Origin of the sequence: Marinobacter nauticus ATCC 49840, from assembly GCF_000284615.1 — a bacterium.
In the GTDB taxonomy this organism is placed as follows: Bacteria; Pseudomonadota; Gammaproteobacteria; order Pseudomonadales; family Oleiphilaceae; genus Marinobacter; species Marinobacter nauticus.
On sequence record NC_017067.1, the window covers coordinates 462,578 to 478,090 of the forward strand.

Annotated in this window: 13 protein-coding genes; 7 read left to right on the plus strand and 6 right to left on the minus strand. The window is 58.1% G+C overall.

Annotated features, from left to right (window positions below; genetic code table 11):
• The first annotated feature begins 312 nt into the window (after positions 1-312).
• The 4 genes from MARHY_RS02040 (at position 313) to MARHY_RS02055 (ending at position 3,826) form a co-directional block, all read left to right on the plus strand.
• Positions 313-1,107, plus strand: a complete 795-nt coding sequence (locus tag MARHY_RS02040) for an alpha/beta fold hydrolase (protein WP_014420373.1) — start codon at positions 313-315, stop codon at positions 1,105-1,107.
• Positions 1,108-1,208: 101 nt separating this feature from the next.
• Positions 1,209-2,297, plus strand: coding sequence for an SMP-30/gluconolactonase/LRE family protein (locus tag MARHY_RS02045; protein WP_041655364.1), 1,089 nt, complete (start codon positions 1,209-1,211; stop codon positions 2,295-2,297).
• Positions 2,294-2,764 carry an acyl-CoA thioesterase gene (locus MARHY_RS02050; protein ID WP_041654511.1) on the plus strand — a complete coding sequence of 157 codons (471 nt, stop codon included), beginning with the start codon at positions 2,294-2,296 and terminating at the stop codon, positions 2,762-2,764. Before MARHY_RS02045 ends, MARHY_RS02050 begins: the two co-directional genes overlap by 4 nt.
• An 81-nt stretch (positions 2,765-2,845) precedes the next feature.
• A complete protein-coding gene (locus MARHY_RS02055; RefSeq protein ID WP_041654512.1) occupies positions 2,846-3,826 on the plus strand; it encodes an NADP-dependent oxidoreductase in 981 nt (326 codons plus the stop codon).
• Between the two features lie 15 nt (positions 3,827-3,841).
• Here the strand turns inward: MARHY_RS02055 and MARHY_RS02060 are convergent, their stop codons facing one another.
• From MARHY_RS02060 to MARHY_RS02070, 3 genes are all read right to left on the minus strand, one after another.
• Positions 3,842-5,710, minus strand: a complete 1,869-nt coding sequence (locus tag MARHY_RS02060; protein ID WP_011784056.1) for a cation:proton antiporter — start codon at positions 5,708-5,710, stop codon at positions 3,842-3,844.
• A 21-nt stretch (positions 5,711-5,731) separates the two neighbouring features.
• On the minus strand, positions 5,732-6,538 hold the full coding sequence (gene tcdA, locus MARHY_RS02065; RefSeq protein ID WP_014420377.1) for a tRNA cyclic N6-threonylcarbamoyladenosine(37) synthase TcdA: 807 nt from the start codon (positions 6,536-6,538) through the stop codon (positions 5,732-5,734).
• Positions 6,539-6,686: 148 nt separating this feature from the next.
• Positions 6,687-8,708, minus strand: a complete 2,022-nt coding sequence (locus MARHY_RS02070; protein WP_014420378.1) for a hypothetical protein — start codon at positions 8,706-8,708, stop codon at positions 6,687-6,689.
• Between the two features lie 233 nt (positions 8,709-8,941).
• On the opposite strand from MARHY_RS02070, the gene MARHY_RS02075 reads away from it, so the two are divergent.
• On the plus strand, positions 8,942-10,099 hold the full coding sequence (locus MARHY_RS02075; RefSeq protein WP_014420379.1) for a helix-turn-helix transcriptional regulator: 1,158 nt from the start codon (positions 8,942-8,944) through the stop codon (positions 10,097-10,099).
• Positions 10,100-10,284: 185 nt separating this feature from the next.
• Here the strand turns inward: MARHY_RS02075 and MARHY_RS02080 are convergent, their stop codons facing one another.
• Positions 10,285-12,060 carry an acyl-CoA dehydrogenase C-terminal domain-containing protein gene (locus MARHY_RS02080; RefSeq protein ID WP_011784060.1) on the minus strand — a complete coding sequence of 592 codons (1,776 nt, stop codon included), beginning with the start codon at positions 12,058-12,060 and terminating at the stop codon, positions 10,285-10,287.
• A 176-nt stretch (positions 12,061-12,236) separates the two neighbouring features.
• Here MARHY_RS02080 and MARHY_RS02085 point away from each other — a divergent pair, with 176 nt between their 5' ends.
• Positions 12,237-12,971, plus strand: a complete 735-nt coding sequence (locus tag MARHY_RS02085; RefSeq protein WP_041654514.1) for an SDR family NAD(P)-dependent oxidoreductase — start codon at positions 12,237-12,239, stop codon at positions 12,969-12,971.
• A gap of 34 nt (positions 12,972-13,005) precedes the next feature.
• On the opposite strand, the gene MARHY_RS02090 is transcribed toward MARHY_RS02085, so the two are convergent.
• Both MARHY_RS02090 and MARHY_RS02095 read right to left on the minus strand, forming a co-directional pair.
• Positions 13,006-13,644 carry a ChrR family anti-sigma-E factor gene (locus tag MARHY_RS02090; RefSeq protein ID WP_011784062.1) on the minus strand — a complete coding sequence of 213 codons (639 nt, stop codon included), beginning with the start codon at positions 13,642-13,644 and terminating at the stop codon, positions 13,006-13,008.
• On the minus strand, positions 13,641-14,240 hold the full coding sequence (locus tag MARHY_RS02095; protein ID WP_014420382.1) for a sigma-70 family RNA polymerase sigma factor: 600 nt from the start codon (positions 14,238-14,240) through the stop codon (positions 13,641-13,643). Before MARHY_RS02095 ends, MARHY_RS02090 begins: the two co-directional genes overlap by 4 nt.
• A 235-nt stretch (positions 14,241-14,475) precedes the next feature.
• Here MARHY_RS02095 and MARHY_RS02100 point away from each other — a divergent pair, with 235 nt between their 5' ends.
• On the plus strand, positions 14,476-15,513 hold the full coding sequence (locus tag MARHY_RS02100) for an AraC family transcriptional regulator (protein ID WP_011784064.1): 1,038 nt from the start codon (positions 14,476-14,478) through the stop codon (positions 15,511-15,513).

Sequence of the window (15,513 nt, forward strand, 5' to 3'; positions counted from 1 at the left end):
CGGGTTGCCACTGCTTCAACGATAGCATGTTGGCTATCAGGTTGAAGTAATGCGTTGCAAAGTGGAGGTGTTGTATGGAACAGGAAATCTTTGTACCCCATAGCGAAATGGAGCGCAAAAACGTTCTGGCACTCGCTGAATACCTGGACAGCATTTTCTATTGCTGATCTTTCAGGCGTATGTCTGTGACCTTCCAGCCGGGCCATGCCCGGCTTTTTTCTGCCCGTGGGGTTGTCACCAATTTCCCCTTGCCCCGTAAACTGGCAGTGGTAGTGTATCCGGTTTGATCCGACAACCGGAGGCTGCCAGACCATGAGTGTTGCACTGAACCACCGAATTTCCGGTCAGGGAGATCCCTTGATCCTGCTGCACGGACTATTTGGTTCCCTGGAAAACCTGGGTGGTATTGCCCGCCGGCTTGAGGACGGCTGGCAGATCCATGCTCTGGATGAACGCAATCACGGCAGCTCTCCCCATACTGACGACATGGACTATCCGGCTATGGCCGAGGATGTCATTGCCTATCTGGATGCCCAGGGTATTGAAAAAGCCAGTCTGCTGGGCCACTCCATGGGCGGCAAAGTCGCCATGCAGGTTGCCCTGAAGCATCCTGAGCGGGTGCGGTCATTGATTGTGGCGGATATCTCGCCGGTTACCTACAAGGCCCACCACGACGCCATTCTTGAAGGCATGCAGCAGATGGATCTTCGTGGCGTGAAATCCCGCAGCGAGGCGGATGCCCGCCTGGCCAAGTTTGTCGAAGTGGCGGGTGTGCGCCAGTTCCTGCTGAAAAACCTGGAGCGTATTCCGGCCCAGGAACAGGCCGACGACGAGGTGGCCTTCCGCTGGCGGCTGAACCTGTCTGTCATTGATGCATGTTATGACAAGCTGGCGGCAGCGCCGGAAGGGCAGGGACCTTTTGAGGGACAGGTGCTTTTTATCAAGGGTGCGGATTCCGCCTACATCCAGGAGAAACACCGGGACACCATTCGTACCCTGTTTCCGGGCGCCGAGTTGAAAATCATTGAAGGCACCGGGCACTGGTTGCACGCGGAAAAGCCGGACGCTTTTGCCATGCTGTGCCGGCGTTTTCTGGAACAGGCCTGATCTTGTCAGAAACCCTGTGATGTCTGCTAAGGTTAGGCACACGGAGTTATCCGCCGGGTCGCCTGCGGACAAAGAATCATAAAAGGGAACGGGCGCGCATGATGAAATGGTTGCTGGTTGGCTTGCTGGTTGTCTTTTTGTTGCTTGGCAGCTTTCTGCTGACCCCGTCTCCGATTGACAGTAAAGCCTGGGATGCGCCCTCTCCACCGGCCATGACCGGTGTGCTGGCGCCCAATGAACGGTTGCGGCTGGCGGATCTGCTTGCTCGTGGTGAGGTGTACGGCCCGGAAGACACCACCATCGGCCCTGATGGTGTGCTCTACACCGGTACCCAGGATGGGTGGATTGTTCGTGTTCACCCTGATGGTACGGTGGAACACTGGCTGGAAACCGGTGGCAGGCCGCTTGGACTTGTGTTTGACAGCAACGGCAATCTGATTGTCGCCGACGCCTGGAAAGGCCTGTTATCCATTACCCCTCAGGGTGACATCACGGTGCTTACCCGAGAGGCCGAGGGCACCCCCTTCCGGTTCACGGATGATGTGGTGATCGCCCCCGATGGCCGGATCTATTTCACCGACGCCAGTTCCCGCTTCCAGCAGCCTGATTACGTACTCGACTTGCTGGAGATGCGTCCTCACGGCCGGCTGCTGAGATACAATCCGAAGACCCGGAAAACCGAGGTGCTGCTGGGCAACCTGCACTTTGCCAACGGTGTGGCGGTAGCCCCTCAGGGCGATTATGTGCTGGTGAACGAGACCTGGAAATACCGCATTCTCCGGTACTGGATCAGTGGCCCCAAGGCTGGCAGGGCTGAGGTATTTGCCGACAACCTGCCGGGTTTTCCGGATAACCTGGCGGTGGATGGTGAGGGCCGTTACTGGGTCGCCTTCCCGACCCTGCGTAATCCCCGGGTCGATGCCATGCACAAGTCCCCCTGGCTGAAGGATCTGGTTGCCAAGTTGCCGGAGAGCCTGAAGCCCAAGCCCCAGAACTACGGTCTGGTAGTCGCCTTCGATAGCAAGGGCCAGATGCTGACCAGCCTGCACGACACTCGCGGTACTCATCTGCAGGAGATTACCTCAGTTAACCCCCACGACGGTGTTCTATACTTTGGTTCACTTCACAACGACCGTATTGGCCGGCTACCGTTGCAGGCCATCCCCGGCCTTGGAGAAGCCACCCCATGACTGATGCCCCCGCCCTGAACTGGGATTTGCCCGGCCCGTTCACTCTGGAAATCTCGGTTCAGGCCGAAGATACCGATCGACTTGGCCATGCCAATAACGTGGTGTACATCCGTTGGCTGGAGGAAGTGAGCTGGGCCCACATCGAGAGCCTGGGCATGACCTGGGCCCTGCACGAGGAAACCGGCAAGGCCATGGCCATTACCCACACCGACGTTGACTACCTGATGTCGGCTAATGCCGGCGACCAGCTGGTGCTGGGCACCTGGCTGACGGACTGGGATGGTCGTTTTCGCTCGGCCCGACAATTCCAGTTGATTCGCAGGGCCGATGGCAAAACCCTGTTGCGGGGCCTGTCTACTCACGCCTGCGTTGATATGAAATCTCAGCGCCCGGCTCGGGCGCCGAAAGCATTTGTCGATATTCTGTCCGGCGCTCTGGTGCCCGGCGGCCGGGGCCTGCCGCGCTAGGGCCGTCGACGGAAATATCTGCTAGTCTCATCCTTGATGCCCTTCGAGGGACATCTGACCCCATGCACTCCGGAGGCAACCATGGAACCTACCGACGTTAGTGAATCAATCCTCATGCAGCACGTCATCTACGGCGAGTTTGGTGAGCGGGAGGTGCTTCAGGTGGCGCAGGCTCCGGTGCCTGAGCCCCGGGAAGGTGAAGTGGTCGTCCGAGTGCATGGCGCCGGTTTAAACCCGATTGACTGGAAGACCCGGAAGGGGCTGGGGTTCGCCGCCCGACAGATCGAAAACCGGCTGCCCTGGACGCCGGGGTACGACGTTGCCGGTGAGGTCGTCGCCGTTGCTGAGGGCGTAACCACCCTGGCCCCGGGGGACCGGGTAATGGGTATGGTGGGCTTTCCGGCCGGCGGTGGTGCTTATGCGGAGTACACACTGGCTCGTGCTGACGAGTTGGCCATCGTCCCTGATGAGCTTGATCTGGTGACTGCCGGCGCGGTGCCCCTGGCGGCATTAACGGCCTGGCAGGCTCTGTTTGAGGTGGCCAGGCTGGAATCCGGTCAGAAGATACTGATTCACGCCGGGGCTGGCGGTGTCGGCCATTTTGCGGTTCAGTTTGCGCTGGAGCGTGGCGCCCATGTGGTGGCGACAGCCTCACCGGCCAATCGGGATTTTCTGGCAGAGCTCGGCGTGCACGAAGTGATTGATTACCACACTACCGACGTGGGTGAGGAGTGCTATGGCCTGGATGTGGTGCTGGACTTGGTGGGAGGGGAAGCCGGCAAACGCTCCCTGCATACCCTGTCAGAAACCGGCGTGCTGGTGACCGTTCCCACCGTGACCGCCGATGACATTGTCAGCGCCGCCGAGGCCATGGGGCTTCGGGCCCATGGTATGACCGTGAGGCCGGATGTGTTTCACCTGGACGAGATCGCCGAGCTGATTGAGGACGGCGATGTGCGGGTTCACATTGAACAGGCTTTCCCGCTGGATCAGGTGCAGGCCGCCCACGCATTGCTGGAGGGCGGCCACGTCCGTGGCAAGCTGGTGCTTGACTGCCGCTGACGGAGGCGAATAGCGTCAGGCTGGAGCGGCACCGCTTGCCGTTTTGTCGCCCTTCTCACCGGCAGGTTCTTCCCGGTCCCGACGTTCCTTCTGGGGTTGTGGGGGAACCAGGCTGATCAGTACCCAGTCGTCACCGGGCTCGAGGGTTTCCATGTCCTTGACCGGGTGAATATGGTCCCGACTGTCGCGTACGAACAACACCAGGGCCTGGTTCTGATACTGGTTCAGAAACTGCTGGTAGCTGAACTCTTCGCTTAGCTGCGTGGTTTTCACGGTGTAGCCCTGGCTGACCAGGCTCGCCAGCTTGGCATAGCTGACACCATCGAACAGACCCCGGGTTCGCTGCACCTTGCCTGCGGTCTGAAGCCGCGCCCGCTGATCCTGGTCGCCTTCCACCAGACCAAATACCGAATCATCTCCGAACCAGTCCAGAAAATGGTAGGTGGCCAGACTGTTCATCTGCTTGTATGGCGACAGTATCAGGAGGTTGCCGATTCCGGTCAGGTCCATATGTGTGGCGGCATGTTCCGACACCGGATTGCCGAAATACACCGGCAGGTTTTCCATGCGCGCCTGGCGCACATTCTCCCAGTTGGTGTCGGTCAGCATGGTGGGAATGTCATGCTTTTTCAGGGCCTGGGCCACCAGCCGGGCCACCGGGTTGGCGCCCAGAATCAGGAAGCCGTGCGCGGGCGGTTCCTGAACCCCCAGCAGTTTTGCCACGGGTCGGGCAGTGAGGCTTTGCAGGGTAACGGTGGTGATGATGAGCATAAACACCAGTGGTACCAGTACGCCGGCACTCTCATAGCCGATTCGCTCAAGCTGGAATGCGAACAGCGCTGAGACCGCCGCAGCGACAATGCCACGTGGAGCAATCCAGCTCAGGTACAGCTTTTCGCGCCAGTTCAGTGTGGTGCCAATGGCCGAGAGGAAAATGCTCGCGGGGCGTGCAATCAGCATGAGGATGGCCAGCACAGCAACCAGGCCCCAGCCCAGTTCGGCGATGGCTGCAAACTCTACACGGGCGGCCAGAATGATAAACAGGGCCGAAATGAGCAACACACTGAGGGATTCCTTGAATTCCAGAATGCTGTCGACCGGAACCTGCTTCATGTTGGCCATCCAGATGCCCATCACGGTCACGGTGAGCAGCCCCGATTCGTGGGCCAGTTCATTGGAAATGGCAAAGACACCGAGCATGAAGGTGAGTGTGCCGGCGTTATGCAGGTACTGGGGAATCCAGTGCTTTCTGAGGACCAGGCCGTTCAGGTAGCCGGCGGCGGCACCGATGGCAAAGCCAACCAGCAGAGTCTTGCCGAAAATGTAGAGGGAGTGGCTGAAAACATTGCCCTGGCCCCAGGAAACGATGCCCTCGAACACCAGAACGGCCAGCAGCGCGCCTACCGGGTCAATGATGATGCCTTCCCAGGTGAGGATGTTCGCCAGCTTGGAGGTGGGGCGCACTGCCCGGAGCAGGGGCGCAATCACGGTAGGCCCGGTGACGACGGAGATAGCACCGAACAACAGGGCGACTTCCCAGGATACCTGGAGAATCCAGCGGGCGGCCAGGGTGCCGATAATGCAGGTGACGATGGTGCCCACAGGAATAAGATTGCGCACCATCTTGCCGTGGCCTTTGATTTCCTCGTAGCGCAGGGTAAGGCTGCCCTCGAACAGGATGATGGCCACTGCCAGGGAGATAACAGGAAACAGCAGGTCGTCAAAAATGGCTTCCGGTTGCAGGAACCCGGTCACCGGGCCTGCGAGGATGCCACCGGCGAGCAGGAACAGAATAGCCGGCATGCGTACCCGCCATGCCAGCCACTGGCAAACCAGGGAAGAAACGCCGATGCCGGCCAGAATTAACGTGGTGCTTACGGCCATAAAAGGGCCCCGATGGTTGAATTAGGCGTTGGCCTTGCGGGCGATGCGATTCAGCAGCCGGGACGCTGCGAAAAAGCCGAAACTCGCGGTCACCGGACTGGCAGCACCAAAACCGGTGGCGCAGTCGAGCCGCACCGGGCCGTCGCTTGTCGGTTTCTGTTGACATACCTCGCCGTCCGGGGCGGGATAGGTCAGTTGTTCCAGAGAGTATACAGCTTCTACGCCGAAGCGCCGTTTCGGGTTTCGGGAAAAACCGTATTCCCGGCGCAACATATTACGGACCTTGGCCAATAATGGATCCTGTGTGGTTTTCGCCAGGTCTGCAATCTGGATCTGGGCCGGATCCATCTGGCCCCCGGCACCACCGGCACAGATGATCGGAATCTTGCGTCGCTGACAATGCGCAATCAACGCGGCTTTTGCCTTCACGCTGTCGATGGCATCCACCACGCCGGTCATGTCTTCTGTGATCAGCTCCCCGACGTTCTTCACCGTGAGAAAGCCGAAGTGCACCCGAATATCCGCCTGGGGATTGATGGCCCGCAACCGCTCCGCCATGGCATCGGTTTTGGTTCGACCATACTGGCCCTGCAGAGCGTGTAGCTGCCGGTTGGTGTTGGAGACACAGATGTCGTCCATATCAATCAGTGTGATGGCGCCGATACCGCTGCGCGCCAGAGCTTCTGCCGCCCAGGAACCGACGCCGCCGAGACCGACAATGGCGATGTGAGCATGGCGGAAAGCATGCAGGGCCTTGCGGCCGTACAGACGCTCTATGCCGCCGAAGCGGAGGGAGTAATCGGTGTTCCTGAGGTGTTCGCTACTCATAGTTGCCCGTGCGATCGGTGTCGACTGGAAATCCAGGGCAGATAGTAACTGACAGACCGTAGAGGCGCGAAGGAGTGAGGCAAAAAAAGTGGGCCCGGAGGGCCCACGGATTGATTGCACAAGGAGTGTTGGGTAGGACGCTGAGCCTTTATTGGCTTACATCAATCAGTACGGCCAGTCCCAGTTCGTCGCGATCACCTCCAGCCTCGACATAGCCTGTGGTGAAGACCCCCAACGAGCCGTCTGAATTGAAGAAACCCTCCAGTACGGTATGGTCAGAGTTGGGATCACCAACGGTGATCGTTGTCGCCCCATTGGCTGCCAGTGACATGGTAAAAGCTTCTGCGTTTACGACATCCGCCATTGAAGTGAGGTCCGATCCTAAGCCCGCCGGCATTTCCAGCTCAGAGAAGGTGCCGGTAACGGTGCCTGCCGTATTACTGCTGGCAGTCAGGTAGGTATTGAACTGCGACGCTGACAGGTTGATGGTGTTGCTACCCCCCCCTTGCAGGTGCATGGCCATGAACATCAGGCGATACTTTTTGCCGGACAGATCCAGGGTCTGGGTGGGAAGTTTGACCAGCATTGTCTTTTCAAACGACGCAAACTCCCCCTGTAGGCATTGCTGGGCCTGACTGTTGCAACCATCGGTCTCGGTGAAGTCGATATAGTCACCGGTTTCGTTGACCTGGCCAACAGCCCCCCCTCCAAAGTCGATGCTGCCATTGGCAGAAATGGGCAGGGTTACAGCTGCCTCCGCAGCAAAGTTGTTACTGCCATAGATGGCTGCACCGTTGGCGTTAACCACCAGTTCGTGAGAGGTGCCGGCCTGGGCCGTAGCCTCAAAATCACCAGAAAACGCAACAACATTGTTTTCGGTGACCAGTTCCAGATAGCCGTTTTCAAGGTAGGCGCTCAGATAGATGCGTCCGTAATCACCCTGGACCTCGGCACTGGTCAGGTTGTCGGGTTGACGAATGAAGACTTCCAGTGTTCGCGCTACTTCGTCCCCGGAGCGGGCATTCGGGTCGAGAGCATCGTACTGGCCGTCGTTGTCGGTGTCGGTCAGCTCGTAGCGAACCCCGGCCTCGTGGTTCAGGCCGATAAACATACCTTGTCCGGAGACCTGCTGAAAAATGTAGCTCTGACCGGGCCAGCGCCAGCCAAAACCGGAATCGGTGTCGAGATCCTCTTCAAACTCCCCTTCAACGGAGAGCACTCCTGCGGTGGTGTAGCTGCCTTCGAAGCTTTCTGAAAGCTGCTCGCTGTCTACTTCGTAGTAGACCATGGCCTGATCCAGCGCGGTACCGTGAAGGTTGGCGTAGGCGGAATCGCTGGCGGTGAAGTCTACATTTACCGTTCCGGTGTCACCGGCTGTGAAGGTGAAGCGGTCAATCCAGGTGTCATGGGCATAGGTGCCGTAGCCATTGCCATCGGTATCGTGAAGGGCGAAGGCGAAGGCGGTGTTGATGTAGCTACCGGCAATCGAAGCCGTCGCTGCGCCTTGTGCGCTGATCGCCACGACATCGTTTTCAATGAAGGTCCCAACCTCGTTCTCAAGCGATGTAAACATGGCATCGAGATTTTGGCCGCTTATCTTGGTCAGGTCGTATTCTTCGACCTTGCCGCTGAGTTTGACCACATCGGTAACGACCAACTGGTCAAGATTGGCGCCGGTCTCAATAAATTTTCGCAGCACGAATTCAGACACCGGGCTGATGTCGACGTCTTTTTCAACAACCTGAGCCCGTAACTGCTGGTTGTTCTGCCCGGTGATACGAACGACAAGGTTGCCTGCCAGGTTTACGCCCTCGGGCAGGGTAAGGGTGTAATCACCCGAAATAGAGGTGCTGGTGGTGGCAAGTACATTGCCGATCTGATTGCCGTCGTCGTCCACACGAATGAGCTCGACGTTTGCTCCCTGAACCGGTTGAAGGCCCGTTATGGCCGCTGCGGCCGGGGAGACCAGGAAGTTCACTGCAACTTCCATGAGACCGGGCTCCTGCCAATGTGCCACGGTTCCGGCGGGGGCGGTCGCTGTGCCGGAAATGGTCTCTCCGGAGGCTGTGTTGCTATCGCTGCTGCTGCCACCACTGCTTCCCCCGCACCCTGCGATGCCCACAACAGAAGAAACGGCGGTCGCCAGTGCGAGTTTCTTGAAACAATTCATATAAAGCTCCTTGATTCAGTTAAATCACCGGATTCGGCGGGTGAATCCGGCTCGGCCCTGAGGCTCCCTGTGAGAGGGTTATTCAGATATAGCAAGGAGGATCTGGCAGCGCCCCACCCATTTGGGGAGTGGGCGAGAATCTTTTGTAGGCAATGTGTAACGGTCTGCGGGTGGAATATTTCAGCAGTTTGCACTAATTTACGTCGTAAACAGCGATACAAGAGCTCTCTGCCGTGACCTCCCCGCACCGTGAAGGTTTTTTTCAGCACGACTATCACGAATTGATTGGACTCATCTACGACGCCGTGACGGCAGAGCAGGGATTCTTTCCGTTTCTAAGGCGATTCATCGACATTTTTCATGGGCACAGCGCTTCGTTTGCCATATACAACACCGCAGAAAATGCCTTGCTGGGCGCCTGGACCGTTAATATCCCTGAGCAAGCGTTGGAGTTTTATTCGGAGCACGTCTCCCACCGGGATGTTCTGGTCGAGCGGGCGATGTCGTTCTATCAACAGGGAAAATGCCGGTTTGTCGCCAGCAACCTTGACCTCGGGCCAGATGTTCAGCGGTTACGCGATGAGACCCGGGCAGAGGAATGGCTGGAGAGTTACGGGGCCAGCGAGGCGGCTGGTGCAGTGGCCTACATGGAGGGGCATTACCTGAACTTCTTCGGAATACAACGGTCCGCAGATCAGCCTGCATTCAGTTATGAAGAACTTCGGGTATTTGATGGTTTTCTGCCTCACCTGCATCGTGCGGTAGATCTCTACACCCGGCTGATGCAGAAGCGCTGTGAGCCAGCGGTTGAACGCCTGGTGCTGGAACGTGTTAATCGAGGCATCATCATTTGTGACGCATCCTTCCGTGTCGTCTTCCAGAATGCCAAGGCGGACGAGATCCTGGGCAGGAATGTCGGCTTGTGGATTAATGACGAGGGTATGCTGGCAGCAAACGGTAGCGAAAGTGCACGCCGTTTTGCCATTCTCCTGTCATTGGCCGTTGAGGCCTCTATCGCACGCCAGGATCTGGATGACCAGGTGCTCAGCCTGGCTCACGGCCGCCAAAGGATTACACTGGTAGTTTCTCCCTTGCTATCCGGCGCTGGTTCCGGGAGCTCTGCCCAGGGGGCGCTGGTTACCTTACATGATTTAAGCTGGAGCCCTGAAATCAAGGAGGACCTGCTGCAGAATCTATTCGAGTTGACCGATGCCGAGGTTGCCGTGGCCAGTGATCTTCTTCACGGCCAGAGTCTGTCAGATATTGCCCATACGTCTGGACGATCCAGAGAGACCGTTAAATACCACCTCAACAGCATCTTCCGGAAAACCCGGACCCGTCGCCAGGGTGAACTCGTGTCGCTGCTGTCGCGGGCCTGCCTGTCGCCATAAAAAAAGCCGCGCATAGCGCGGCTTCAAGAAGGTACCAGCCTCGCAAGGAGGCGGGTTGGACTAGTTCAGAGACACTAATCAACGTGACCATTATCAATTTCTGATCTGTCTTGATGAAGGTCACAAATTGCCATTTGTCGGTCATTTCCGGCCAGGATTTTTGGCCTGACCGGAAGCTCTGCCGCTTAGGCCATCCACTGCTCATCTTCCAGGGCCATCAGGCTGTCTTTGCCGGACTGGATATCCCGTAGCAGCCAGTCCGCCTCAGGCATCAGTTTCTCGAAATAGAAACGGGCGGATACCTGCTTGCTTTCCAGTAGTGGCTTGTTACCTGCGCCGGCTTCGAGCTGCTGGCCAGCCACGGCAGCCATGCGGGACCACAGATAGCCGATGACGGTCAGGGCTGTCAGACGCAGATATGGTGTTGCCGCAGCGCCAGCCTGCTCCGGATCTTTCGGGGCATTCTGGGCCAGCCACAGAGTGGCCTGCTCAAGACCCTTGACGGCGCCTTTCAGTTCTTCCCGGTAGGGCGCATCAGGATTGTCTTTCAGGTAACCCGTCAGCTCGGCAAACAGGGCGCGTACCAGTTGCCCGCCCTTCAGCGACAGTTTGCGGCCCACCAGATCCATCGCCTGGATGCCGTTGGTGCCCTCGTAGATACGGGCGATACGGCCGTCGCGTACCAGTTGTTCCAGCGGCCAGTCCTGGGTGAAGCCGGAGCCACCCAGCACCTGCTGGCCCCAGTTGGCGTTGTTGTAGCCCTCATCGGTAAGGAAGGCTTTGACCACCGGCGTCAGCAGCTGTACCAGGTCGTCGGCGTTTTCACGAACCTCTTCGTCCGGGTGTGCCACCGAGAGATCCAGTTGGTGGCCGGTAAACAGTGCCAGGGCACGCATGCCCTCGTTCAGCACTTTCTGGCGCATCAGCATGCGGCGTACATCCGGGTGCACAATGATCGGGTCGGCCGGGCCGTCAGGGTTTTTCGGGCCACTCAGGGAGCGGCTTTGCAGACGCTCTCTGGCGAAGGCCAGGCTCTCCTGGTAGGCCATTTCCGCCAGGCCCAGGCCCTGCATGCCCACCATCAGACGGGCTTCGTTCATCATGGTGAACATGGCGCTCATGCCTTTGTTGGGCTCGCCCACCAGCCAGCCCTTGGCGCCTTCAAAGTTCATGACGCAGGTGGCGGAACCCTTGATACCCATCTTGTGTTCCAGGCCACCACAGAAGGCCGGGTTGCGCTCACCGGAGTCTGGCAGGAACTTGGGTACCACAAACAGGGAAATCCCTTTGGTGGTGTCTGGCGCGCCCGGCAACTTGGCCAGCACCAGATGGACAATGTTGTCCACCAGATCGTGCTCACCGCCGGTGATCCAGATTTTGGTGCCCTCAATCGCGTAGCTGCCATCATCATTCGGCGTGGCTTTGGTACGAATCAGGCCCAGATCGGTGCCACAATGGGGCTCGGTCAGGCACATGGTGCCGGTCCATTCGCCGGAAATCAGTTTTTCCAGATACGTCTGCTTAAGCTCTTCCGAGCCGTGGGCATAGAGAGCGCTGATGGCACCATGCGTCAGGCCGGGGTACATGCCCAGCGACAGGTTGGTGGAGCACACCATCTCGTCCACCACGAATTTCAGCGTGTGAGGCAGGCCCTGGCCGCCAAACTCCAGTGGCGCGTCCAGCGCGGTCCAGCCACCTTCGACAAACTTCTGATAGGCCTCTTTGAAGCCGTCTGGAGTCTTGACCAGTTTGGTTTCGGGGTCGTAGCTGCAGCCCTGACGGTCGCCAACCTGGTTGGTGGGCTGAATGACCTCTGCCGCCAGCTTGCCGGCCTCATCAATGACTGCGGAGATCAGGTCGGGTGTGGCATCGGCATACTTTTCCAGCTCGTGCAGCTTGTCTGCACCCAACACATCAAACAACAGAAAGCGAAGATCGTTCGCTGGTGCCTGGTATTGCATGGATACTCTCCTGTTTTGATTTGACGGTCTCAACGACCGCCGGATGTCGTCGTTCTGATCTGGAAGCCTTACTTCATACGGGCGTTTGAATTATTTGGTTTGCTTCAGGATGGCCCGAACGCATTGATTTTTCGTATCAACGGCATGGTGTTGATTGATAATCGGGAGATCGGTGAATGACGACCGTTATTGCGGGGGTGTCCGGTGCCATCGGCGCGGCATTGGCCCGACGTTATCTGAGCAGTTATCCGGACCGGAGCCTGGTTGGGCTGTGCCGGAGGCCGGAGACGGCGCCGGATGATCTGAAAAATCACTCTGGCGTGAGATTGATGGCCTGGGATGCAGAAGACGAGCAGCGGCTTGATGTCGCCGAGTTCAAGGCTGCGCTGGAAGCTTCTGGTCCGGTTCACACCGTTATTTATGCCGCAGGCCTGCTGCACGATGACCAGTTGTTTCCGGAGAAACGGTTGGAGGATATTGATGGCCGAAGCATGATGCGAAGCTACCAGGTGAACTGCGTCGGGTTTGCCCTGCTGATTCAGAGGCTCGCTCCGGCGCTTAGGGGAATGCACTTCAAGCGTATTGCCGCGGTGTCTGCGAAGGTGGGGTCTATTTCGGACAACCAGTTAGGGGGCTGGTACGCCTATCGCGCCTCCAAGGCGGCCATGAATATGGTGGTAAAGAACCTTTCTGTTGAATTGTCGAGGCGTTACGCGCCACTGGCCTGCGTTTCCCTGCACCCGGGCACCACCTTGTCGCCGCTGAGCCAACCGTTTCAGCAGTCGCTGGAGCGGTTAACGGTACACGAGCCAGAGCAGACGGCAAGCAATCTGTTTTCGGTTCTGGAAAGCCTAGATGCCAGGGATAATGGACGTTTTATCAGTTGGGATGGCAGTGATCTGCCATGGTAGCGCAGTCATGCTGCGGCGGCGCCGCAGCATACTGTTAACGCAGGAACGGGTTGAGCAGGCGGGTGAAGGTCCCGGTCAGCTTCAGGGGGGCGCTCAGCACTGACAGCGTAATGCAGTCTTCGCAACCGACGGCCACCGGACGATGTTCGTCCTGTTCGTTCAGAACCACAAAGTCCCACTGATTGAATACGCCCTTCTGGTCGGCAAATGCCCCTTGCAGCACAATCGTGGTTTCATCGCCACGGTGGGTGTGGGCCGGCGCCTTGCCGCCCGCTACCAGTTTTTGCAAGACGACCCTCTCGTTCTGGCCGGGAAACTTGTCGGTAATGTCGAGCACACTCACGTCCGCAAGCTGACGTTTCCAGGGCAGCGCATTGATGTCATCCCCGAGCAGTTTCTGCAGAGGGCTCACCTTTGGCTGGGGGACCACCGGAGATGATGCTTGCGGGGAGCTATCGATACGCGCCATCAGTTGCTCAAAGCTCGAATCAGCCACCGTCACCTTTGGCTGGTGATCCATCATGACAGCGCCCAGGCTGTTCAGAGTATCTACCCGGCTACGGCAGTGGGGGCACTGCTCCAGATGCAGGCGGATGCACAGTGCATGGGGCTCGCTCAGGTTGCCCGCACTGTACTCCATCAGACTCAGGCTGTCGGGATGGTGCCGTGTCATACGTTTTGATCCTGCAAAATCACTTTCAGTTTGTTCAGTGCCAGGCGAACCCGGCTTTTCACGGTGCCGAGAGGAATGTTGAGCTCATCTGCCACCATCTGGTGGGATTTGTGCTCCATATATACCTTCGCGATTACGGTAATCTGCTCTTCCGGGAGCTGGCTCAGCGACTCCCGGATGCGCCGCTCGGACATCAGGCGGTGCAGGGAGGTGACTGGTTCGTCTTCGTTATCACCCGGAATCTGCCAGAGATCCTCGGTTTCCACCGCCATTTCAGCACTGGTCCGCTGCATTTTACGCAGCATATCAATGCGCTGATTCCGGGCAATGGTGAAAATCCAGGTGGAAGCGGCCGCTTTGCGCCAGTCGTAAAGACAGGATCGGCGCCAGATAGAGACGAAGACTTCCTGCACCAGCTCTTCCGCGTGGCTGGCCAGCCCGTTCGAGATTGCGTAGTACTTGATCTGCGGGGCAAAGTGCTCGAACAAAGCATGATAAGCCGCCCGATCCTGATGCTTGCCGACTTTTTCCAACAAAACACCCCAGGGGTCTTTGCGCCCTTCGGTTTTCGTTGGTTGCTGCTCCAGTGTTGTCACCGGGCGCTCCTTGACAGTTATCGTATTTGAGCTGGCTATGGTCATCATTCTATGCACTCGTCACAGATTTGTCAGTGAGAGTGTTTACGCAATGGATTCCCGGGCGGATTCATGGATTCCGAAAAAATTGTCGGGATGGCCAGAAGGCCGGAAGAACTGCGTCACCGGGGTAATTGCCGGTTGCCCCGGCAGGGGCTAGTCTGATCGTTAAAACAACGATCAAAAATTCCAGACCATGAACGCAACGCTCTCCAGTGGCTCTTTGCCCGTTATGCGGGTGCATTACGCTGAAATTCTCTGCCAGTTGGCAGAGGAGCGTGGGGTGCGTCGTTCGGATCTCGTGTCAGTGGCTGGTATTCGAAACAGCCAGCTCAGTCATCCCGACAATTTCATTACGCTCGATCAGTTCACGGCGTTATGCCAGCAGGCACTGACCCGCTGTGGTGATGAATGCCTGGGGCTGGAATACGGCAAACGTCTGAAATTCACCGCGCACGGAGCCCTGTCCCAGGCTGCCATCAGTTGCGACACCCTGGAGCAGGCGCTGGCGGTGTTGATCAAATACTTCCGGATCCGGTTTGCCTACATGTCGCTGGCGTTCTTTGTCGAGGATGAGGATGCAGTGATTCAACTGGAGATTCACCACGACACCGAGAAACTTCATCGGTTTAATATTGAAGTGGTGATGGCCACCCTGATGGACGTGAATTACCTGTTATTCGGCACTCAGTTACTGGATGGCGGGCGGTGCCTGGTGGATTACCCTCGCCCCGAGGATGTTGAGCGCTACCAGTATCTGTTTGGCGGCAAGGTCACGTTCTCGGCGGGAGTAAACCAGTTGCGCTTTCGCAAGTCGTTTCTGGGGTTACCGATGTCACTGTCCAATCCGGTTGCCCGCCGGGTGGCAGAAGCCCAGTGCGAGGAAGAAATGCGCCAGATGGAAGCATCTGCCTCGGTGAGCGATCGGGTCTTGCGTTTGCTGGAGTCTGCCCGGGATGGGCGTTTGCCCGGCCTCGAGGATGTGGCGCAGCAAATGGGGGTGTCGCCACGAACGCTTCGGCGGCAGCTCTCCGCCGAGGGTGGCGGGTTTCATGGTCTTCAGGAGAGTGTGCGACATCAGCGGGCCCGGGAGCTGCTGTTGCGCCATTCGGCGATGAGCATTGACGAGATCGCCGAGCATCTGGGTTACAGCGACCCGTCCAATTTTGGCCGGGCCTTTCGCAAGTGGGAAGGAATGTCGCCCTCGGCCTGGCGCCGGGACAATCAGACCTGA

Excerpts from the sequence above, each read along its gene's own strand:
- MARHY_RS02040 (WP_014420373.1), top strand. The coding sequence starts at position 313 with ATGAGTGTTGCACTGAACCACCGAATTTCCGGTCAGGGAGATCCCTTG.
- MARHY_RS02045 (WP_041655364.1), top strand. The coding sequence starts at position 1,209 with ATGAAATGGTTGCTGGTTGGCTTGCTGGTTGTCTTTTTGTTGCTTGGC.
- MARHY_RS02050 (WP_041654511.1), top strand. The coding sequence starts at position 2,294 with ATGACTGATGCCCCCGCCCTGAACTGGGATTTGCCCGGCCCGTTCACT.
- MARHY_RS02055 (WP_041654512.1), top strand. The coding sequence starts at position 2,846 with ATGGAACCTACCGACGTTAGTGAATCAATCCTCATGCAGCACGTCATC.
- MARHY_RS02060 (WP_011784056.1), bottom strand. The coding sequence starts at position 5,710 with ATGGCCGTAAGCACCACGTTAATTCTGGCCGGCATCGGCGTTTCTTCC.
- tcdA (WP_014420377.1), bottom strand. The coding sequence starts at position 6,538 with ATGAGTAGCGAACACCTCAGGAACACCGATTACTCCCTCCGCTTCGGC.
- MARHY_RS02070 (WP_014420378.1), bottom strand. The coding sequence starts at position 8,708 with ATGAATTGTTTCAAGAAACTCGCACTGGCGACCGCCGTTTCTTCTGTT.
- MARHY_RS02080 (WP_011784060.1), bottom strand. The coding sequence starts at position 12,060 with ATGCAATACCAGGCACCAGCGAACGATCTTCGCTTTCTGTTGTTTGAT.
- MARHY_RS02085 (WP_041654514.1), top strand. The coding sequence starts at position 12,237 with ATGACGACCGTTATTGCGGGGGTGTCCGGTGCCATCGGCGCGGCATTG.
- MARHY_RS02090 (WP_011784062.1), bottom strand. The coding sequence starts at position 13,644 with ATGACACGGCACCATCCCGACAGCCTGAGTCTGATGGAGTACAGTGCG.
- MARHY_RS02100 (WP_011784064.1), top strand. The coding sequence starts at position 14,476 with ATGAACGCAACGCTCTCCAGTGGCTCTTTGCCCGTTATGCGGGTGCAT.